A 20,561-nucleotide genomic window follows, 5' to 3' on the forward strand; every position below is an offset into this window, starting at 1 on the left:
GCCCTGTGTCGCACCGGTGGAGTTACCGGCCGGGATACCGGCCGGCGACCCGGCGCCCGTGGCTCCGCTCACGCTGACTCACTCCTCGTGCCTACTCGGCCGAGGGCGCACCCTCGTCCGTGCCGGTGGTCGCGGCACCCTCGGCGGATTCGTCGACGGTGCCGTTGGTCGCGGCACCCTCCGCGGACTCGTCGCCGGCCGCGTCGCCGTCGACCTCCTCCGCCTCGCGTCCCGCCTCGGCGTTGCGTGCGATACCGACCACGGCATCGCGCTTTCCGAGATTGATCAGTTGGACGCCCATGGTGTCACGGCCTGTCTCCCTGACCTCGTTGACTCGCGTACGAATCACACCGCCCGAGAGGGTGATGGCGAGAATCTCGTCGTTCTCCTCCACCACCAGCGCGCCCACGAGCGAGCCACGGTCCTCCACGATCTTGGCGGCCTTGATGCCGAGGCCACCGCGGCCCTGGACGCGGTACTCGTCGACGGGAGTCCGCTTCGCGTACCCGCCATCAGTGGCAGTGAACACGAACGTACCGGGTCGAACAACATTCATCGAGAGCAGTTCGTCGCCCTCACGGAAGCTCATGCCCTTGACACCCGAGGTCGCGCGGCCCATCGGGCGGAGCGATTCGTCGGTGGCCGTGAAGCGGATCGACTGTGCCTTCTTGCTGATCAGAAGCAGATCATCATCGGACGAGACGAGTTCGGCTCCGATCAGTTCATCATCGGATCCGTCCTCCCGTTCCCGCAGATTGATCGCGATGACGCCGCCGGAGCGCGGCGAGTCGTAATCCTTCAGAGATGTCTTCTTCACCAGACCCGCCTTCGTCGCCAGCACCAGGTACGGCGTGGCGTCGTAGTCGCGGATGGCGAGGATCTCGGCGATGGCCTCGTCCGGTTGGAAGGCGAGCAGGTTGGCGACATGCTGCCCGCGCGCGTCCCGGCCGGCGTCGGGAAGCTCGTACGCCTTGGCCCGGTAGACCCGGCCCTTGTTGGTGAAGAACAGCAGCCAGTGGTGGGTGGTGGAGACGAAGAAGTGGTCGACGATGTCGTCCTCCTTCAGCTTCGTGCCCCGGACGCCCTTGCCGCCGCGCTTCTGCGCCCGGTAGTCGTCGGCCTTGGTCCGCTTGACGTAACCGCCGCGCGAGACGGTGACGACGATGTCCTCCTCGGCGATGAGGTCCTCGATGGACATGTCACCGTCGTAGGGGATCAGCTGGGTCTTGCGGTCGTTGCCGTACTTCTCGACGATCGCGGCGAGTTCCTCGCTGACGATGCCGCGCTGGCGGACCGGCGAGGCGAGGATCGCCTGGTACTCGGTGATCTTGGCCTGAAGCTCGTCGTGCTCCTGGACGATCTTCTGGCGCTCCAGGGCGGCCAGCCGCCGCAGCTGCATCTCCAGAATCGCGTTGGCCTGGATCTCGTCGATCTCCAGGAGGCTCATCAGGCCCGTGCGCGCGATCTCGACCGTGTCGCTGGCCCGGATGAGCGCGATGACGTCGTCGATCGCGTCCAGCGCCTTGAGCAGACCGCGCAGGATGTGCGCCCGCTCCTCGGCCTTGCGCAGCCGGAACTTCGTACGGCGGACGATGACCTCGATCTGGTGCGTCACCCAGTGCCGGATGAACGCGTCGAGCGACAGCGTGCGCGGGACCCCGTCGACCAGCGCCAGCATGTTGGCGCCGAAGTTGGTCTGGAGGTCGGTGTGCTTGTACAGGTTGTTCAGGACGACCTTGGCGACTGCGTCCCGCTTGAGCACGATGACCAGCCGCTGGCCGGTGCGCGAGGACGTCTCGTCACGGACGTCCGCGATACCGCCGATCTTGCCGTCCTTCACCAGGTCGGCAATCTTCTGCGCGAGATTGTCCGGATTGGTCTGGTACGGCAGCTCGGTGACCACCAGGCACTGGCGGTTCTGGATCTCCTCGACCGCGACCACCGCCCGCATGGTGATCGAACCGCGCCCGGTGCGGTACGCCTCCTCGATGCCCTTGCGGCCCACCACCAGCGCGCCGGTCGGGAAGTCCGGGCCCTTGATCCGCTCGACCAGCGCGTCCAGCAGCTCCTCGTGCGAGGCGTCCGGGTGCTCCAGGTACCACTGGGCGCCGGCCGCGACCTCGCGCAGATTGTGCGACGGGATGTTGGTGGCCATGCCGACCGCGATGCCCGCCGAGCCGTTGATCAGCAGGTTCGGGAAGCGTGAGGGCAGGACGGTCGGCTCCTGGGAGCGGCCGTCGTAGTTGTCCGTGAAGTCGACGGTCTCCTCGTCGATGTCGCGGACCATCTCCATCGACAGCGGCGCCATCTTGCACTCGGTGTAGCGCATGGCGGCGGCCGGGTCGTTGCCCGGGGAGCCGAAGTTGCCGTTGGAGTCGACGAGCGGCATCCGCATCGCCCACGGCTGGGCGAGCCGGACCAGGGCGTCGTAGATGGAGGAGTCGCCGTGGGGGTGGTAGTTACCCATGACGTCGCCGACCACGCGGGCGCACTTGTAGAAGCCGCGCTCGGGGCGGTAGCCGCCGTCGTACATCGCGTACAGCACCCGGCGGTGGACAGGCTTGAGGCCGTCCCGGACGTCCGGCAGCGCGCGGGAGACGATGACGGACATCGCGTAGTCGAGGTACGACCGCTGCATCTCCGTCTCAAGCCCCACGGGCTCGACGCGCAGGTGCTGGCCCTCTGCTGCGGGCGTGACGGGCGGGACGGGGGTGCCGGGCGTGGCTGGGGTGATGTCGTCGGCCATTGCTGGTGAAGATCCTTTCTGGTGCGGTCAGCTGAGACCGACTCAGATGTCGAGGAAGCGGACGTCCTTGGCGTTGCGCTGGATGAACTGGCGGCGGGCCTCCACGTCCTCGCCCATCAGCACCGAGAACAGCTCGTCGGCCTGGGCGGCGTCGTCCAGGGTGACCTGGCCGAGAACGCGCAGTTCCTGGTCCATCGTGGTCACGCGCAGCTCCTCGGCGTTCATCTCGCCGAGGCCCTTGAAGCGCTGGATCGAGTCCTCGCGGATCCGCTTGCCGCGCTGGCGGCCCATCTCCAGCAGCGCGTCGCGCTCCCGGTCGGAGTAGGCGTACTCGACGTCCTCCCGGCCCCACTTGATCTTGTAGAGCGGCGGGCGGGACAGGAACACATGGCCGGCCTCGACCAGCGGGCGCATGAAGCGGAACAGGAACGTCAGCAGCAGGGTGTTGATGTGCTGGCCGTCGACGTCGGCGTCCGCCATCAGGATGATCTTGTGATAGCGGAGCTTCGCGATGTCGAAGTCCTCGTGCACACCCGTGCCGAAGGCGGAGATCAGCGCCTGGATCTCCTGGTTCTGGAGGATCTTGTCGATCCGGGCCTTCTCGACGTTCAGGATCTTGCCGCGGATCGGGAGGATCGCCTGGTACTCCGGGTCCCGGCCGGACTTGGCCGAGCCGCCGGCGGAGTCGCCCTCGACGATGAAGATCTCGCACTTGGTGGGGTCGTTCGACTGGCAGTCGGAGAGCTTGCCCGGCAGGGAGGCGCTCTCCAGCAGGCCCTTGCGGCGGGTCAGGTCGCGCGCCTTGCGGGCCGCCACGCGCGCGGTCGCCGCCTGGATGCCCTTGCGGACGATGTCCGCCGCCTCGTTCGGATTGCGGTCGAGCCAGTCGTTGAGGTGCTCGTAGACCGCCTTCTGCACGAAGGTCTTGGCCTCGGTGTTGCCCAGCTTGGTCTTGGTCTGGCCCTCGAACTGCGGTTCGCTCAGCTTGACCGAGATGATCGCCGTCAGGCCCTCGCGGATGTCGTCGCCCGTGAGGTTGTCGTCCTTCTCGCGCAGCAGCTTCCTGTCGCGCGCGTACTTGTTGATCAGGTTGGTGAGCGCCGCGCGGAAGCCCTCTTCGTGCGTACCGCCCTCATGCGTGTGGATGATGTTGGCGAAGGAGTAGACCCCTTCGCTGTAGCCGCTGTTCCACTGCATGGCGACCTCGAGGGACAGGGACTTGTCCTTGTCCTCGGCCTCCAGGTCGATCACGGTGGGGTGCACCACGTCACCCTTGCGGGAGTTGAGGTACTTCACGAAGTCGACGATGCCGCCCTCGTAGTGGTACGTGACGGTCTTGGCCTCGGCCTTCTCGTCGGCGCCCGCCTCGTCCGCCCCGGAGGTCGCCTTCGCCGACTCGCGCTCGTCGGTGAGCTTGATCGTCAGGCCCTTGTTGAGGAACGCCATCTCCTGGAAGCGCCGCGAGAGCGTCTCGAAGGAGTACTCGGTGGTCTCGAAGATGTCCGCGTCTGCCCAGAAGGTGACCGACGTGCCCGTGTGCTCGATGGCCTCGTGCTTGACCAGCGGGGCCGTGGGGACGCCCATCTTGTAGTCCTGCGTCCAGCGGTGGCCGTCGGTGCGCACCTCGACGGCGACCTTCGACGACAGGGCGTTCACCACGGACACGCCCACGCCGTGCAGACCGCCGGAGACCGCGTAGCCGCCGCCGCCGAACTTGCCGCCCGCGTGCAGCACGGTCAGCACGACCTCCAGGGCCGGCTTGCCCTCGGAGGCGACGATGCCGACCGGGATGCCACGGCCGTTGTCGATCACCCGCACCCCGCCGTCCGGCAGGATCGTCACGTCGATGGTGTCCGCGTGACCGGCCAGCGCCTCGTCGACGGAGTTGTCGACGACCTCGTACACCAGGTGGTGCAGACCGCGTTCACCGGTGGAACCGATGTACATGCCGGGTCGCTTGCGTACCGCGTCCAGACCCTCCAGCACGGTGATCGCACTGGCGTCGTACGAGGCGGTGACCTCGCCGTTCAAGCTGTGGGCCGCGTCGTTCACGCCGGCGTCGGTGGACGGGATGTTCTCGTTGGGGTTGCCGGAATCGGCCACGAAGCGCCCTTTCTGGCACAGCACGAACCAAGCTCGTCGGCAGGTTGCCGGAGCGGCTGCGGCATGTTGCGTTGGTAAGCCCTTGATCAGCGTTGCTCAGCGTTGCTCAGCTTTTCCCGGACGGTCCCCACGTTCGGGGCGGGATTACCTCTCAGTCTACCGGTAGCACTGACACTGATGGGCGTTTGCCGGTACCTGAGTCCGCATGTGCCGCCCTGAACCATCCTCCGCCGGGTCCCGATATGCGGATGGGGGCTTCAGGAGGCTCACGGAGCCACTCAGCGCTTCGGGATGTCAACCCTTCGCTACTCCGGGGTCAGGCCGAAATTCGCAACTGTGTGCGCCTTGAGATGGCGGTTGTGGGTGATTCGTACGACATTCGGTCCACAGGCTGTGGATAACCGGGGCACGTAGGGCCACTCCGGGCCCGGACAGGGGCTGCGGACGTGACGTCGCTCTCAGATCACCTACGGATCGCCGGTTCCGCGGCGGGTCGCGCGCGGACCGTCCGCAGCCGCTGTCAGCCCACTGTGAAGTCGCTCACTCGCCAACGAGAAGCGACTGCCGAGCCCGTGTCGGCACCCCGTACGGGCCCGCTGCGGACCGATAGCACAACCGTGCGAGCCCATATATGGCCCACAGCATGTAAATGGTCCAGACCAAGTATCGCGCGGGGGCGGACCAGAAGAACACGGCGCCCACCGGTCACCTCACCCGGCCCCCGTCACCCGTAGGTGTCGCCAGGTCCTCTGCTCCCCGGCGCCCGCAGCGGCCCGTACCGCCGCACCGGGCCGCCCGGACCCTGCACCTTGATCGCCCGGACCGCGCCATGGCCCAGATCCTCGTTGAGGCGCGCCACCAGCGTCGGCGCCAGCAGCCGCAGATTCGTCGCCCAGGCCGTGGAGTCGCAGCGCACCATCAGCACCCGCTCCTCCTCGTCGTACCGCTCCGGCACACAGTGCCCCGCCACGTCCCCGCCGACGATCTGCGGCCAGCGGCCCATCACCCCGCCCACCGCGGCCGGCGTCTCCCAGCCGCGCTCGGTGATCAGCCGGTTGATCGCCGCGCCCAGCGCCATGGGGTCGCGTCCGTCGGCGCGCGCGCCGGAGCGCAGACCGCCCCGCCGCGCCTGCTTCTTCTGCTGCGCCGCGTCGCCCCGCGCGCGTGCCGCCTCTTTCGCGGCCCGCAGGGCGACCCGCGCGAGGTCGACACCGGACGGACCGCCCTGCACGCCGGCCCCGGCGGCACTTCCCGACGGCACCGCGGCACCCTGGGCCATCCTGGCTGCCGACCCCTTGCGTGCCGCCGCCCCGTCGCCGCTCATACGCGCTCCACCGCCCCGCCCGACACCTCGTACCGCACCCCGCTCAGCACATGCGGTACGTCGTCGTCGACCGCGGCCGTCACCAGCACCTGCTCGCCGGGCGCCACCAGCTCGGCGAGCCGCTCCCGGCGCCGGGTGTCCAGCTCGGCGAAGACGTCGTCCAGGATCAGCACCGGCTCATTGCCCTCGGCGCGCAGCAGATCGTAGGAGGCCAGCCGCAGGGCGAGCGCGTAGGACCAGGACTCGCCGTGCGAGGCGTACCCCTTGGCGGGCAGCTCCCCGAGCTTCAGACCCAGATCGTCCCGATGCGGCCCTACGAGGGTGACGCCCCGCTCGATCTCCTGCTTGCGCGTGTCCGCGAGCGCCGCGATGAGCTGCTCGAACAGCGCCTCGCGCGTGTGCGCCTCACCCGGCGCCGACGGCTTGTACTCCAGTGCGACAGGTCCGCCCCCGGGCGCCAGCTGCTCGTACGCCTTGTCGGCCAGTGGCTGGATCGTGGCGATCAGATCCAGCCGCTGGGCGAGCAGCTCGGCGCCCGCGTGGGCGAGGTGCTGGTCCCAGACGTCGAGCGTGGACAGGTCCATGGAGCGTCCGCCGTGCCGCCGCGCGAGGGCCGCCGACTTCAGCAGGGTGTTGCGCTGCTTGAGGACCCGCTCGTAGTCGGAGCGGACGCCCGCCATGCGCGGCGCCCGCGCGGTGATCAGCTCGTCCAGGAACCGCCGCCGCTCCCCGGGGTCGCCCTTGACCAGTGCGAGATCCTCGGGCGCGAACAGCACGGTCCGGACGATCCCCAGCACATCGCGCGGTCTGGCCTGCGAGGACCGGTTGATCCGGGCGCGATTGGCCCGGCCGGGGTTCAGCTCCAGCTCGATCAGCTGCTGCCGCTCGCCCTGGCGGATCTGCGCGCGGATGACGGCCCGCTCGGCACCCATGCGGACCAGGGGGGCGTCCGAGGCGACGCGATGGCTGCCGAGGGTCGCGAGATAGCCGACGGCCTCCACCAGATTCGTCTTGCCCTGCCCGTTGGGTCCGACGAAGGCCGTGACGCCCGGGTCCAGCGGGACCTCGGCCCGGGCGTACGAACGGAAGTCGGCGAGCGACAGGTGCGTGACGTGCATGGTGGTGCGCCGGCCTCCCCCGAGGTTGTGGACCGCCGAAACGGTCCTGTGGATCACTTTCCGTACTGCTGGTGTCCTGCTGTCTGTCCTGCTCCGCTTGCGTGCTGCTCTTGGTTTATTGCCTGTACTGCGCTGTGTGTGTTGCTCGGCTCGCGCCGGTGCCGTCTACTTCGTCTCGACCGCGTGGCCGCCGAACTGGTTGCGCAGCGCCGCGATCATCTTCATCTGCGGCGAGTCCTCCTGGCGGGAGGCGAACCGCGCGAACAGCGAGGCCGTGATCGCCGGGAGCGGCACGGCGTGGTCGATGGCGGCCTCCACCGTCCAGCGGCCCTCGCCGGAGTCCTGGGCGAAGCCGCGCAGCCGCTCCAGGTGCTCGTCCTCGTCGAGCGCGTTGACCGCGAGGTCCAGCAGCCAGGACCGGATCACCGTGCCCTCCTGCCAGGACCGGAAGACCTCCCGGACATCGGTCACGGAGCCGGCCTTCTCCAGCAGCTCCCAGCCCTCGGCGTAGGCCTGCATCATGGCGTACTCGATGCCGTTGTGGACCATCTTCGCGAAGTGGCCGGCGCCGGCCCGGCCCGCGTGGACCGCCCCGAAGTCGCCCTCCGGCTTGAGTGCCTCGAAGACCGGCCGCACCCTGGCGACGTGCTCCGGGGCGCCGCCGTACATCAGCGCGTAGCCGTTCTCCAGGCCCCAGACGCCGCCCGAGACACCGCAGTCGACGAAGCCGATGCCGTTCGCCGCCAGCTCGGCGGCGTGCTTCTCGTCGTCCGTCCAGCGCGAGTTGCCGCCGTCCACGACGACGTCGCCCGGCTCCAGCAGCTTGGCCAGCTCGTCGATGGTCGACTGCGTGGCGTCCCCGGCCGGGACCATCACCCAGACGACGCGCGGGCCCTTGAGCGCATCCACCAGCTCCTGGAGGCTGTGGACATCGGCGAGGTCCGGATTGCGGTCGTATCCGACGACGGTGTGGCCGGCGCGGCGGATCCGCTCGCGCATGTTGCCGCCCATCTTGCCGAGGCCGATGAGACCGAGCTCCATCAAGTGATCCTTAGGTTGCGATGTGGCATGAGGCTGCGTGGGCACTGTCGTACCCGTGTCCGAGCCTAGCCCCGGATGCTCCTCCACATCTGTGGGCATACCCGCTCAAACGTATGCCCCGACCTGCGCTGTTCCGGTCGGCGAGCCGGTCAGCCGCTGAGCCGCACCGGCATGATCAGGTACTTGTACGCCTCGTCCGCCTCGGCGTCGAGCGCGGGCTTGCCGCTGAGCAGCGCCGGCTTGGTCGACGTCGTGAACGACAGCTGGGCCACCAGGGAGTCGATCGCGCTCAGGCCATCCAGCAGGAAGGTCGGGTTGAAGGCGATCGAGATGTCGTCGCCCTCCAGCTGCGCGTCGACTCTCTCCACAGCCTGTGCGTCGTCGCTGGAACCGGCCTCCAGGATGAGCACGCCCTGCTCGAAGCTCAGCCGCACCGGGGTGTTGCGCTCGGCGACCAGCGCCACGCGCTTGACGGCCTCCACGAAGGGGGCGGTCTCGATCACGGCGATGGAGTTGAACTCGGTCGGGAAGAGCGTGCGGTACTTCGGGAGGTCGCCCTCCAGGAGGCGGGTCGTGGTCCGGCGCCCCGCGCCCTCGAAACCGATCAGGCCCTCGCCGCCGCCCGACCCGGACAGCGCGAGCGTCACGCTGTCGCCGCTGGTCAGCGCCTTGGCGGTGTCCAGGAGCGTCTTGGCGGGCACCAGGGCGACGGCGGACGCCTCCGGGTCCTCCGGCTTCCACAGGAACTCGCGGACCGCGAAGCGGTAGCGGTCGGTGGACGCCAGCGTGACCCGGTCGCCCTCGATCTCGATGCGCACGCCGGTGAGCACCGGCAGCGTGTCGTCGCGGCCCGCGGCGATGGCGACCTGGGAGGCGGCGGAGGCGAAGACCTCACCGGGGACCGTGCCGGTCGCGGAGGGCATCTGGGGCAGCGCCGGGTACTCCTCCACCGGCAGGGTGTGCAGGGTGAACCGGGAGGAGCCGCACACCACGGTCGCTCGTACACCGTCTGTGGAGATCTCCACCGGCCGGTTGGGGAGCGCGCGGCAGATGTCGGCGAGCAGTCGGCCGGAGACCAGGACCGTGCCCTCCTCCTCGACCTCGGTCTCGACGGAGACCCGCGCGGAGACCTCGTAGTCGAAGCTGGACAGGCTCAGCTGGCCGTCCTCGGCCTTCAGCAGCAGGCCGGCGAGGACCGGCGCCGGCGGACGGGCCGGGAGGCTGCGTGCCGCCCAGGCCACGGCCTCCGCGAGTACGTCGCGTTCCACCCGGATCTTCACTGTTGCCGCCTCCTGCTGTTGCCGGCCTGCTCGCCCTGCCTGGCTCGTCCGTCTGTCGCGGTGTCATCGGTCCCCGTGACGGGAAGGACACCGGGGAACAGTCTGACGCACACCACTGACAGTAGGTGCCTCTCGGGGTCAAGTCGTGACGAGGGGCTGCCGGGCGACGAAGGCCGAGTTGTGCACAGGGCCCGCTTCGAAACGGATTCCCAGCTCTCTCTAGTTGGGAGTAGTAGTAGGGGCTGTGGATACCGTGGATAACCCCGTTTTCGCAGCTCAGACCCCAAATTTTGTCCACGGGTCCTGTGGGTGGAGGCGGTGGAAAACCGGCCTCGGCTGTGGAGAACAGAAAGTTCTGCACACTCCGTACACAGGGAGAGGCGACTTCTCCCCAGATCCGTCCCCAGCTTTACCCACGTTTCCCACAGCCCAACCCGGCAGCTTGGTGTGACGCCTTTCACTCGACCCGGTGATCAGGCGCGTCGCGTTGCCGAACAGTGGACAGAGGTGTGGAGAAGCCGCCGATCACTGGGGACAACCGCCCCCAGCCTGTGGGCAGCCGGTGGACAACTTTGTGCACAGGTTGTGGATCACTACTTTGTCCACAGCCTGTGGAGATCGTTTGTCCACCAATCCACAGGCGGGTGACCTGGTCTGATGGTCCTTCAACCGATCGGCCTGTGGAAGAGATCTGGACAACTCCGCAGTCCCCAGGATGTGGACGACAGAAAGTCACCGAATCTGTGGAGAGTGGCCGTAACCCTGCCCGGATTCGAACACCGGATGGCTGTGGAACGACGAAGGGCGCCCCGGGGTGGTGGTCCCGGAACGCCCTTGGGGTGTGGGTGAGGCCGGCTGAGAAGAGGTCTCCAGGGCCGCGCAGAGGCACTGAGCGCCCGCGCGGGGGTGGCGTGGGGTGCGCGGAGCGGCAGCGGCGCTGAGAGGGCTGGGGGCGTGAGGGCGCGGCGGGGCGTGAGCGCGTGGCGGGGCTGGAGGGCGCCGAGGGGTTGGAGGGGCTGAAGGGCGCCGAGGGCCTCGGCGTCGCTCAGCCGTTCTTGATGCGGTTGGTCAGCTCGGTGACCTGGTTGTAGATCGAGCGCCGCTCGGCCATCAGATTGCGGATCTTGCGGTCGGCGTGCATGACCGTCGTATGGTCCCGGCCGCCGAACAGCGCGCCGATCTTCGGCAGGGACAGATCGGTCAGCTCACGGCAGAGATACATGGCGATCTGCCGCGCGGTCACCAGCGCGCGCCCGCGCGAGGTGCCGCACAGGTCCTCCACCGTCAGCCCGAAGTAGTCGGCGGTGGCGCTCATGATGGCCGTGGAGGTGATCTCCGGCGCGGAGTCCTCGCCGCCCGGGATCAGATCCTTCAGGACGATCTCGGTCAGGCCCAGGTCCACCGGCTGCCGGTTGAGCGAGGCGAACGCCGTCACCCGGATCAGCGCGCCCTCCAGCTCGCGGATGTTGCGCGAGATCCGGGAGGCGATGAACTCCAGCACCTCCGGCGGGGCGCTGAGATGGTCCTGGACCGCCTTCTTGCGCAGGATCGCGATGCGCGTCTCCAGCTCGGGCGGCTGGACGTCGGTGATCAGCCCCCACTCGAAACGGTTCCGCAGCCGGTCCTCCAGGGTGACCAGCTGCCGGGGCGGCCGGTCCGAGGACAGCACGATCTGCTTGTTGGCGTTGTGGAGCGTGTTGAAGGTGTGGAAGAACTCCTCCTGCGTCGACTCCTTGTCCGCGAGGAACTGGATGTCGTCGACGAGCAGGATGTCCATCTCGCGGTACCGCTTGCGAAAGCTGTCGCCCTTGCCGTCGCGGATGGAGTTGATGAACTCGTTGGTGAACTCCTCCGAGCTGACATAGCGCACGCGCGTGCCCGGGTACAGGCTGCGCGCGTAGTGCCCGATCGCGTGCAGCAGGTGCGTCTTGCCGAGCCCCGACTCCCCATAGATGAACAAGGGGTTGTACGCCTTCGCGGGCGCCTCGGCGACCGCCACCGCCGCCGCGTGCGCGAAGCGGTTGGAGGCGCCGATGACGAACGTGTCGAAGAGGTACTTCGGATTCAGCCGCGCGGTGGGTTCACCGGGCCCGGCGGCCGGCGCGGGCTTCGAGGCCAGCGGACCGGGGGGCCCACCGGAGGACGGCGACCCGGGCAGCGCCGGGCCACCGAGCCCGCCCGGCCCACCGCGATGGCCGCCGGGGCCGCCGGAGGAGTCGGGCAGTTCGCGCCGGGCGTCGCGCTGGTCGTAGTCGCCGCGGCCGGGGTCGTAATCGCCGCGTGGACCGTCGTACTCGGAGCGCTGCTGCTCGTACGACGCCCGCTCCCGCTCGTAGGAACCGCGCTGGTCGTACGGCGGGCGCTCGCGGCCCTGGCCGCGGTAGTCCTGGCCGCCGCCATAGGAGTCGCGGGACGCGTACGGGTCGCGGTCGGGGAAGCCCAGGCGCTGCTGCTGCCAGCCGTAGTCGTCCTGCCCGCCCTGGCGCGGCCAGCCGCCGGGCTGGGGGCGCTGGTACTCCGAGGGGTAGGCCGGGCGGGCCGTCGGCAGTTGGTCGCCGGGGGATCCGGGGTGCTGGTCCTGGCGGGGGCGGCCGTAGCGGTCGTAATCGCTGTCCCGCGCGGGGCCGTCGTACGAAGCGCCGTCATAGGGGGCGCCTTCGCGGGAGGGCTCCTTGTAGGAGTCGTTGTGGGCGTCCTTGTAGGAGGCGTTTTCGTAAGGGCCGCCCTCATAGGGGCCCGACGGAAGCTCCGGCTCCTCGTAGCGCTGGGGCGGGAGGGACGGGGTGGGGAGTTCGCCCGCCGAGTCGTCGACGGTGATCGCGATCCGGATCGGGCGCCCGCACTCACGGCTCAGCGTCTCGCTGACGATCGGCGCGAGCCGGCCCTCCAGGACGCCCTTCGCGAATTCGTTCGGCACGGCGAGCAGCGCGGTGTCCGCGACCAGCGCCAGCGGCTGGCAGCGGCGGATCCAGTGCTCGTCCTTGCCCTCCACGCCCTGTCCACGGCCCTCACCGAGAAGCTGATCGAGTACTCGTGGCCACACTGCGGCAAGATCGGCAGGTACGTCAGCCACAGGGCACGCTCTCTCGTGGGTCCCACGAACGTGTGGTTCGCGGACGGGTCGGGATCCGGAGGGACAGGTCCGTCCGGGCTGGTCCCGGAGGGTCCGGGGCGGTCCGGGTCTGCTGGGGCAATCCCGCGCGGGCGGGGAGAAGGGAACGAATCGGAGTCCCGTCACGGTAGTCAGCGCGACGGGTGCGGTTCAAGTTGTTGTCCCCAGCCTGTGGACAGTGTCTCCCATCGACTGCTGGTTTGACCGGATGGCGTAGCCGCGCGTACCGTAACCAGGTCGAGTTGTCGATGGCTGCTGCCGCCTGCCTCCGATGGGCACAGGTCACGTCAGGTGATCGGACAGCGGTGCACTCGGGCGTGACGCGAGCTACTCGTGGGCGCACGGTGACAGCCAGGACGGCACCCCGCAGAACCCCGATCTCTTCTGGAGCCCCCGAGTGAGCAAGCGCACCTTCCAGCCGAACAACCGTCGTCGCGCCAAGACCCACGGCTTCCGGCTGCGGATGCGCACCCGTGCCGGCCGCGCGATTCTCGCGTCCCGCCGTGGCAAGGGTCGCGCCCGTCTGTCCGCCTGATCTCGATCAGGTCATGACGTCGTGCTGCCCACCGAGAACCGGCTGAGGCGGCGCGAGGACTTCGCGACCGCGGTCCGACGAGGTCGCCGGGCAGGCCGCCCGACCCTCGTCGTCCACCTTCGTAGCGGTACCACGGACCCGCACGCGCCTGGGGAGAGCGCTCCTCCGGCACGTGCGGGTTTCGTCGTGAGCAAGGCGGTGGGTGGCGCGGTCGTACGCAACGCTGTCAAGCGCCGACTGCGTCATCTCATGCGAGACAGAGTCGCCCTGGTGCCCCCCGGTAGCCTGGTAGTGGTACGAGCGCTGCCCGGTGCGGGTGACGCCGACCATGCACAGCTGGCCCGAGACCTGGATGCCGCCCTACAGCGGCTGCTGGGAGGGGGCGCGCGATGAAGTACCCGCTGCTGGCACTGATCAAGCTGTACCAGTGGACCATCAGCCCGCTGCTCGGGCCGGTGTGCAAGTACTACCCGTCGTGTTCCCACTACGGCTACACGGCCATCGACCGGCACGGTGCGATCAAGGGCACGGCACTGACCGCCTGGCGCATCCTGCGGTGCAATCCGTGGTCGTTGGGTGGTGTGGACCATGTCCCGCCGCGCAAGCGTCCACGGTGGCACGAGATGCTGCGCAACGCGTGGCGCGCACGCAAGGGCGGGCCCTCCGCCGCCGAACCGGCCACCGAAGGGACCTCTGCTTCGAGCCCGGCCGCAGAGAGCTCGTCCCATGCCCAAGGAGCATGATTAGTGGACACGATTGCCAGCTTCTTCAGCTTCATCACCACACCCGTCTCGTGGGTCATCGTCCAGTTCCACTCGCTGTACGGTGCGATCTTCGGTCCTGACACGGGCTGGGCCTGGGGCCTGTCCATCGTGTCGCTGGTGATCCTCATCCGTATCTGTCTGATCCCGCTCTTCGTGAAGCAGATCAAGGCGACGCGGGCGATGCAGACGCTCCAGCCCGAGATGAAGAAGATCCAGGAGCGCTACAAGAACGACAAACAGCGTCAGTCCGAAGAGATGATGAAGCTGTACAAGGAGACGGGCACCAACCCGCTCTCCTCGTGCCTTCCCATCCTGGCGCAGTCGCCGTTCTTCTTCGCCCTGTATCACGTGCTGAACAGCATCGCCAACAACGACACCATCGGTGTGATCAACGAGCGGCTGCTGGCCAGTGCCCAGAAGGCGCACATCTTCGGCGCCCCGCTCGCGTCGAAGTTCACCGACGGCTCCGCCGAGGTCACGGCGCTGGGCTCCACGATCACCGATGTGCGGGTCGTTACCGCCATCATGATCGTGCTGATGTCGCTGTCGCAGTTCTACACCCAGCGCCAGCTGATGACGAAGAACGTCGACACCTCGGTGAAGACGCCGTTCATGCAGCAGCAGAAGATGCTGATGTATGTCTTCCCCGTCATCTTCGCGGTCTTCGGCATCAACTTCCCCGTCGGTGTCCTCGTCTACTGGCTGACCACCAACGTGTGGACCATGGGCCAGCAGATGTACGTCATCCACAACAACCCGACCCCGGGTTCCAAGGCCCAGGCGTCCCACCTGGAGCGCCTCTACAAGCACGTCACGCACCACGGCAAGACCCGCAACCGGCGCGAGCGCGCCATCGTGAAGGCGATCGTCGCCAAGGGCCGCGACCGCAACGACCACGAGCGCAAGTTCATCAACGGCCTGAGCAAGGCCGGACTCGCCGCCCAGGCCGACGGCACGGTGACCAAGAGCGATGACGCGGTGACCGTGGAGCACGAGGACGGTACGACCACCACGACCGGGCCTGCCGCCCCCAGGCGCCAGCAGCCCAAGCGGCAGTCGAAGTCCCAGCGCCAGGGCGGTGCCGCCAAGCCCGCGGGCGAAGCTGAGAAGACCTCCCCCCACTCGCTCACCAAGTCCGACGAGCCGGCCGACGCCAAGCCGGGCGGTGGCGCCGGGAAGCAGGCGGCCAAGTCCGGCAACGGCTCGTCGCGCAGCCGGGCCCAGTCCGGTCAGCGCAAGGGCGGCCCCCAGCGGCCCAAGTCCCCGACCAAGAAGTAAGAAGGAGTCCATCCCGTGACGGAAGGCACCACCTCCGCTGCTGCCGAGGGTGTAGACACCCTGACCCGCCTGGAGCAGGAGGGCGAGATCGCGGCGGACTACCTGGAGGGTCTGCTGGACATCGCCGATCTCGACGGCGACATCGACATGGACGTCGAGGGCGACCGCGCCTCTGTCTCGATCATCAGCGAGGCGGGCACCCGCGATCTGCACAAGCTCGTCGGCCGGGACGGTGAGGTGCTGGAGGCGCTCCAGGAGCTGACCCGCCTGGCCGTGCACCGGGAGACCGGGGACCGCAGCCGGCTGATGCTGGACATCGCCGGGTACCGGGCCAAGAAGCGGGCCGAGCTGGCCGAGCTGGGCGCCAAGGCCGCGGCCGAGGTCAAGAGCAGCGGTGCCCCGGTGAAGCTGGATCCGATGACGCCGTTCGAGCGCAAGGTCGTGCACGACGCGGTCAAGGCCGCGGGACTGCGCAGCGAGTCCGAGGGCGAGGAGCCGCAGCGGTTCGTCGTCGTACTGCCCGCCTAGGGCCTGGCCCAAGGGCCCTTGTGGTCCTGTGTTCCACCGGCCCCGTCTGTAGCGCAGACGGGGCCGAAGTTTGTCAGCCTGGTCCTGAACGGCTGACGGTCCCCCGGTAGATCCCTGAGCCCTGGTGGTCGGCGCCCGGCGCGTCGAGGCGGTATGGAAGGACGGTCCCCGTGACGGAGGCAGCGGAGCTTCCCCCTGTGCCCGAGGAGGCACAGGCGGTGTTTGGTGATCGCTACGCGGACGCGGTCCGCTACGCGGAGCTGCTCGCCGAGGCGGGTGTGCAGCGCGGTCTGATCGGCCCTCGTGAGGTGCCCCGGCTGTGGGAGCGGCATCTGCTGAACTGCGCGGTGCTTTCCGAGGTGGTTCCGGAGGGCGTCACGGTCTGCGACGTGGGCTCGGGGGCCGGGCTGCCGGGCATTCCCCTCGCGCTGGTCCGGGAGGATCTGAAGATCACTCTCCTGGAGCCGCTGCTGCGGCGGACGAACTTCCTCGCCGAGGTCGTGGAGCTGCTGGGCCTGGACCATGTGACCGTGGTGCGCGGCCGGGCCGAGGAGGTCATGGGCACGCTGCCGCCCGTCCATGTGGTGACGGCCCGTGCGGTCGCCCCGCTGGACCGGCTGGCCACCTGGGGCATCCCGCTGCTGCGGCCCTACGGCGAGATGCTCGCGCTCAAGGGGGACACCGCCGAGGAGGAACTGAAGGCGGCGGCGACCGCGCTGAGCAAGCTCGGCGCGGTGGAGACGTCGATCCTGCATGTGGGCGAGGGCGTCGTGGACCCCCGCTCGACGGTGGTACGGGTCGAGGTCGGGGAGAGCCCGGGCGGCGTACGGTTCGCGGCCAAGCGGGCGAAGGCGGCGAGGACGGGGCGGGTCCGGAGGCGCCGGTGAGCCGGTCTGCGGGGGCTTGGTTCTTCTCTGGGGCTCTGGGCCGGTGAGCCGGCCCCGGGGGGACGTGGGGCGCTCATCCGGGCCGCTGGGTCGGCGTCCAGGGACTTGGTCCGGGCGTTGAGTCGGGGTCCGGGGAGTCGGCCCGGGCGTTGAGTCGGCGTCCGAGGAGTCGGTCCCGGCGTTGAGTCGGATCTCGGCGACTCGGTCCGGGCGCTGAATCGGCCTCCCAGGACGCGGCCCTCATCCGGCTCGCTCGGGATTCTTCCTGCGCGGCCGGGATGCTCCGCGAAGACGTCGTACTCCACACAAGCTGCCAAACCTGCGCATGACGGAGTGTCGCGACAGTTCGGCCATCGGCGCTGTGCATCGTGTTTCACGTGAAACGTCGCTCACTGCTGCACGGCATCATCAGTCGGGGCCGCGCCGCGGCCGAACCTCGCGACCGCAAGCCCCTCGGGTCCCTCAGAAAGACGACCGGCTTGTCCAAGGAGAGCGGTCAGTCCCTCGTGAGGGGCACGGAGTTGTCCACAGAGGTGGATTTCTCCACAGAAGAACGGGCCTCGCTGGTTCACCACCCCGAAGGCATGGGAGGCTCTGTTCATTGCGAGCCTGAAGTCGAGGAGAGTGAATCCTTGCGGTCCGACGCCAACATCGCGGGACCGATGACCGATCCGGTCCCCGGTCCCCGTACCGAATCTCCGGGGGAGGATGTTTCACGTGAAACACCGCCCCCGATGGACGACACTCCCATTGGTCGTGCTGCCCAGTTGGCAGTAGAGGCTCTGGGGCGCGCCGGCGAGGGCCTTCCGAGACCAGAACAGACCCGCGTCATTGTCGTAGCCAACCAGAAGGGCGGCGTGGGCAAGACGACGTCAACCGTCAACCTTGCCGCCTCACTGGCCCTGCACGGCGGCCGGGTACTGGTGGTCGACCTCGACCCGCAGGGCAATGCGTCCACCGCCCTGGGCATCGACCATCACGCCGAAGTCCCTTCTATCTATGACGTGTTGATCGAGGGCAAGCCGCTGGCGGAAGTCGTGCAGCCGGTCCCCGATGTCGAGGGCCTCTTCTGCGCACCCGCCACGATCGATCTTGCCGGCGCGGAGATCGAGCTGGTGTCCCTGGTGGCCCGGGAGAGCCGGCTTGAGCGCGCGATCCAGTCATACGAGCAGCCGCTGGACTATGTTCTGATCGACTGCCCGCCCTCCCTCGGTCTGCTGACGGTCAATGCACTCGTCGCCGGCCAGGAGGTCCTCATCCCGATCCAGTGCGAGTACTACGCACTGGAGGGCCTGGGCCAGTTGCTGCGCAACGTCGACCTGGTGCGGGGGCACCTCAACCCCGCCCTGCATGTCTCGACGATCCTGCTCACCATGTACGACGGCCGGACCCGCCTGGCGTCCCAGGTCGCGGACGAGGTGCGCAACCACTTCGGCGAGGAGGTGCTGCGGACGAGCATTCCCCGCTCGGTCCGTATCTCCGAGGCGCCGAGCTATGGGCAGACGGTGCTGACCTACGATCCAGGATCGAGCGGCGCCCTCTCCTATCTTGAGGCGGCACGAGAAATCGCGCTGAGGGGTGTGGGTGTCTCCTACGACGCCACCCACGCCCACATCGGCGCTCAGAGCGACCCGAGCATGGTGGAGAGGATCCAGTGAGCGAGCGACGGAGGGGGTTGGGTCGTGGGTTGGGTGCATTGATCCCGGCTGCCCCGACCGAAAGGACCCCGGCACAGACCGGTGTGGGGGGCGCCGCATCCACGTCCCCCACGGCCGTACCGGTACTCACCGAGCGCGGTGTGGCCGCGGCCAAGGTGGCGACCCTGCCGCCTGTTACACGTGAAACAGAGGAGCACTCGGCCTTCACGGGCCCCGAGATGCCTCTGCCCCCGATGGGTGCCCACTTCGCCGAGATCCCTCTCGACGCGATCAAGCCGAACCCTCGGCAGCCGCGCGAGAACTTCGATGAAGACGCGCTGCAAGAGCTGATCACCTCCATTAAGGAGGTCGGTCTTCTCCAGCCCGTCGTCGTCCGCCCGGCGGGTCCCGCCCGCTATGAGCTGATCATGGGCGAGCGGCGTTTTCGGGCCTGCCGTGAGGCCGGTCTGGAGGCGATCCCGGCGATCGTCCGGGCCACCGACGACGAGAAGCTTCTCCTGGACGCGCTCCTGGAGAACCTGCACCGGGCGCAGCTGAATCCGATCGAAGAGGCCTTCGCCTACGATCAGCTGCTCAAGGACTTCAGCTGCACCCACGACCAGCTGGCGGACCGCATCGGCCGGTCCCGCCCGCAGGTCTCCAACACGCTGCGGTTGCTGCGGCTCTCGCCCAAGGTGCAGAACCGGGTCGCGGCCGGGGTGCTGTCCGCCGGGCACGCGCGGGCGTTGCTCTCCGTCGACGACCTGGAGGAGCAGGAGCGGCTCGCGTACCGGGTGGTGGCCGAGGGGCTGTCGGTCCGGTCCGTGGAGGAGATCGTGACCCTGATGGGGTCGCGTCCGCAGAAGTCCCAGCGCGCCAAGGGGCCGCGGGCCGGTGGCCGGGTCTCGCCCGCGCTCAGCGACCTCGCCACCCGGCTCTCGGACCGGTTCGAGACACGGGTGAAGGTCGAGCTGGGTCAGAAGAAGGGCAAGATCACCGTCGAGTTCGCCTCTCCGGACGATCTGGAGCGGATCCTCAGCACCTTCGCTCCAGGCGAGCGGCTGCTGCTCCAGAAGAGCCTGCTGGAGGGTGACAACGACGGCGACGGCGACGGCGAGGAAACGGAGAACTGAGCCTCGGATCAGCCGGGTGGGATGACGCCCGGCTGATCGCCGAGGTGGGCCGGACGAGCGGAAGACGGCTCGGCCGGTCGCGAGGCGGGCGGTGTCCGGTGTGTACCGGGACGCGGCCCGCTCTTTGCTTTCTGGCGGTATCGGTGGAATCGCATCGTGGATACCATGCGGTCGGGTCTGGTACATCCACCTGGTGGGACCGCTCAAGGGGAGGCGGGGGCCGCGCGAACGATGAGCCGGGCCGGACTGATGAGCGCGGGACGGGGACTGGGCGCGGTCGGCGGCTTCGTCGGCAGCCTGCTCAGGGAACAGAGTGCTCTGACAGCCGCCCGCGACCTCGCGGGCGAAGGAAGCGAGGAACAGCCTTCATGGGCCGCCGGCTCGTACCGCTCACCCTGGACAACCTTCCGGACCTTCCCCGGCGCTGTCGCTCGTGTGTCTTCTGGGAGCTGGATCCGGTCAGCGGAGAAGCCGCGGTGAAAGCGGGCACGCCCGCGCGGGAGAAGGAATCCTGGATCTCCGCGGTGCTGCTGGACTGGGGGTCCTGTGGGCGGGTCGTCTATGTGGACGAGGTCCCGGTGGGCTTTGTGCTCTATGCTCCGCCCGCCTACGTTCCCCGCTCCACCGCCTTCCCCACGAGCCCGGTCTCGCCCGATGCCGTGCAGCTGATGACGGCCTTCATCATGCCGGGGTACCAGGGGCAGGGGCTGGGCCGCGTCATGGTGCAGACGGTCGCCAAGGATTTGCTGAGGCGGGACTTCAAAGCGATCGAGGCGTTCGGCGACGCCCGCTGGACGGAGCCCGCCTGCGTGCTGCCCGCCGATCATCTACTGGCGGTCGGCTTCAAGACGGTCCGCCCGCACCCCATGTATCCACGGCTGCGGCTGGAGCTGCGGACGACGCTGTCCTGGCGGGAGGACGTGGAGATGGCGATCGACCGGCTGCTGGGCGGCGCTCGGAAAGAACCGGCGCTTCGGCCGCTCTAGCAGCGCCCGTTCAGTCGGGAGCGGTCCTGCGAATGGGGCGGGCGGGTGGGGGCGGGGGGGGGGGGTGTGGGGGGGGTAAGAGCCGGGGC

Annotated in this window: 16 protein-coding genes; 9 read left to right on the forward strand and 7 right to left on the reverse strand. The window is 68.8% G+C overall.

The features are described 5' to 3' along the window. Nucleotides 1-91: 91 nt before the first annotated feature. From gyrA to dnaA, 7 genes are all read right to left on the reverse strand, one after another. Nucleotides 92-2,746 (reverse strand): DNA gyrase subunit A, encoded by a 2,655-nt coding sequence (gyrA, locus tag ACFXAZ_RS12265; RefSeq protein WP_384588400.1) that lies wholly within the window; start codon nt 2,744-2,746, stop codon nt 92-94. Between the two features lie 42 nt (nt 2,747-2,788). Continuing rightward, nucleotides 2,789-4,849, reverse strand: a complete 2,061-nt coding sequence (gene gyrB, locus ACFXAZ_RS12270) for a DNA topoisomerase (ATP-hydrolyzing) subunit B (protein ID WP_384588403.1) — start codon at nt 4,847-4,849, stop codon at nt 2,789-2,791. Between the two features lie 724 nt (nt 4,850-5,573). Continuing rightward, on the reverse strand, nt 5,574-6,128 hold the full coding sequence (locus tag ACFXAZ_RS12275) for a DUF721 domain-containing protein (RefSeq protein ID WP_384588610.1): 555 nt from the start codon (nt 6,126-6,128) through the stop codon (nt 5,574-5,576). Between the two features lie 41 nt (nt 6,129-6,169). After that, entirely contained in the window at nt 6,170-7,291 is a 1,122-nt protein-coding gene (gene recF, locus ACFXAZ_RS12280; protein WP_384588406.1) for a DNA replication/repair protein RecF, read from the reverse strand. Between the two features lie 165 nt (nt 7,292-7,456). Further along, nucleotides 7,457-8,332 carry a phosphogluconate dehydrogenase (NAD(+)-dependent, decarboxylating) gene (gene gnd / locus ACFXAZ_RS12285; RefSeq protein WP_384588409.1) on the reverse strand — a complete coding sequence of 292 codons (876 nt, stop codon included), beginning with the start codon at nt 8,330-8,332 and terminating at the stop codon, nt 7,457-7,459. 149 nt (nt 8,333-8,481) lie between these two features. Continuing rightward, nucleotides 8,482-9,612 carry a DNA polymerase III subunit beta gene (dnaN, locus tag ACFXAZ_RS12290; protein WP_384588412.1) on the reverse strand — a complete coding sequence of 377 codons (1,131 nt, stop codon included), beginning with the start codon at nt 9,610-9,612 and terminating at the stop codon, nt 8,482-8,484. A 1,045-nt stretch (nt 9,613-10,657) separates the two neighbouring features. Continuing rightward, nucleotides 10,658-12,850: a chromosomal replication initiator protein DnaA gene (gene dnaA, locus ACFXAZ_RS12295; RefSeq protein ID WP_384588415.1), complete on the reverse strand. Its 2,193-nt coding sequence runs from the start codon at nt 12,848-12,850 to the stop codon at nt 10,658-10,660. 271 nt (nt 12,851-13,121) lie between these two features. Here dnaA and rpmH point away from each other — a divergent pair, with 271 nt between their 5' ends. The 9 genes from rpmH (at nt 13,122) to ACFXAZ_RS12340 (ending at nt 20,472) form a co-directional block, all read left to right on the forward strand. Then, nucleotides 13,122-13,259 carry a 50S ribosomal protein L34 gene (rpmH, locus tag ACFXAZ_RS12300; RefSeq protein WP_003949374.1) on the forward strand — a complete coding sequence of 46 codons (138 nt, stop codon included), beginning with the start codon at nt 13,122-13,124 and terminating at the stop codon, nt 13,257-13,259. 21 nt (nt 13,260-13,280) lie between these two features. Further along, complete coding sequence (gene rnpA / locus ACFXAZ_RS12305; RefSeq protein WP_382682634.1) at nt 13,281-13,652, forward strand: ribonuclease P protein component; 372 nt, start codon at nt 13,281-13,283, stop codon at nt 13,650-13,652. Continuing rightward, nucleotides 13,649-14,002 (forward strand): membrane protein insertion efficiency factor YidD, encoded by a 354-nt coding sequence (yidD, locus tag ACFXAZ_RS12310; protein WP_384588418.1) that lies wholly within the window; start codon nt 13,649-13,651, stop codon nt 14,000-14,002. The genes rnpA and yidD overlap by 4 nt, the downstream gene beginning before the upstream one ends. A 3-nt stretch (nt 14,003-14,005) precedes the next feature. Continuing rightward, nucleotides 14,006-15,301 carry a membrane protein insertase YidC gene (yidC, locus tag ACFXAZ_RS12315; RefSeq protein ID WP_384588421.1) on the forward strand — a complete coding sequence of 432 codons (1,296 nt, stop codon included), beginning with the start codon at nt 14,006-14,008 and terminating at the stop codon, nt 15,299-15,301. A gap of 15 nt (nt 15,302-15,316) precedes the next feature. After that, the gene (locus ACFXAZ_RS12320) at nt 15,317-15,829 is read left to right on the forward strand and encodes a protein jag (RefSeq protein ID WP_384588424.1); all 513 of its coding nucleotides are present in this window, start codon (nt 15,317-15,319) and stop codon (nt 15,827-15,829) included. A 170-nt stretch (nt 15,830-15,999) separates the two neighbouring features. Further along, nucleotides 16,000-16,716, forward strand: a complete 717-nt coding sequence (rsmG, locus tag ACFXAZ_RS12325; RefSeq protein WP_384588427.1) for a 16S rRNA (guanine(527)-N(7))-methyltransferase RsmG — start codon at nt 16,000-16,002, stop codon at nt 16,714-16,716. A 584-nt stretch (nt 16,717-17,300) separates the two neighbouring features. After that, nucleotides 17,301-18,374, forward strand: coding sequence for a ParA family protein (locus ACFXAZ_RS12330; protein WP_384588613.1), 1,074 nt, complete (start codon nt 17,301-17,303; stop codon nt 18,372-18,374). Next, nucleotides 18,371-19,486 (forward strand): ParB/RepB/Spo0J family partition protein, encoded by a 1,116-nt coding sequence (locus ACFXAZ_RS12335; RefSeq protein ID WP_384588430.1) that lies wholly within the window; start codon nt 18,371-18,373, stop codon nt 19,484-19,486. The genes ACFXAZ_RS12330 and ACFXAZ_RS12335 overlap by 4 nt, the downstream gene beginning before the upstream one ends. 368 nt (nt 19,487-19,854) lie before the next feature. Next, entirely contained in the window at nt 19,855-20,472 is a 618-nt protein-coding gene (locus ACFXAZ_RS12340) for a GNAT family N-acetyltransferase (protein ID WP_384588433.1), read from the forward strand. The last annotated feature ends 89 nt before the right edge of the window (nt 20,473-20,561 follow it).

The organism is Streptomyces sp. NPDC059477 (assembly GCF_042749375.1).
Taxonomy (GTDB): domain Bacteria; phylum Actinomycetota; class Actinomycetes; order Streptomycetales; family Streptomycetaceae; genus Streptomyces.

Coding starts and splice junctions, on each gene's coding strand:
- ACFXAZ_RS12275 (WP_384588610.1), bottom strand. CDS start 6,128: ATGGCCCAGGGTGCCGCGGTGCCGTCGGGAAGTGCCGCCGGGGCCGGC.
- gyrA (WP_384588400.1), bottom strand. CDS start 2,746: ATGGCCGACGACATCACCCCAGCCACGCCCGGCACCCCCGTCCCGCCC.
- gnd (WP_384588409.1), bottom strand. CDS start 8,332: ATGGAGCTCGGTCTCATCGGCCTCGGCAAGATGGGCGGCAACATGCGC.
- recF (WP_384588406.1), bottom strand. CDS start 7,291: ATGCACGTCACGCACCTGTCGCTCGCCGACTTCCGTTCGTACGCCCGG.
- ACFXAZ_RS12330 (WP_384588613.1), top strand. CDS start 17,301: ATGGGAGGCTCTGTTCATTGCGAGCCTGAAGTCGAGGAGAGTGAATCC.
- ACFXAZ_RS12340 (WP_384588433.1), top strand. CDS start 19,855: ATGGGCCGCCGGCTCGTACCGCTCACCCTGGACAACCTTCCGGACCTT.
- yidD (WP_384588418.1), top strand. CDS start 13,649: ATGAAGTACCCGCTGCTGGCACTGATCAAGCTGTACCAGTGGACCATC.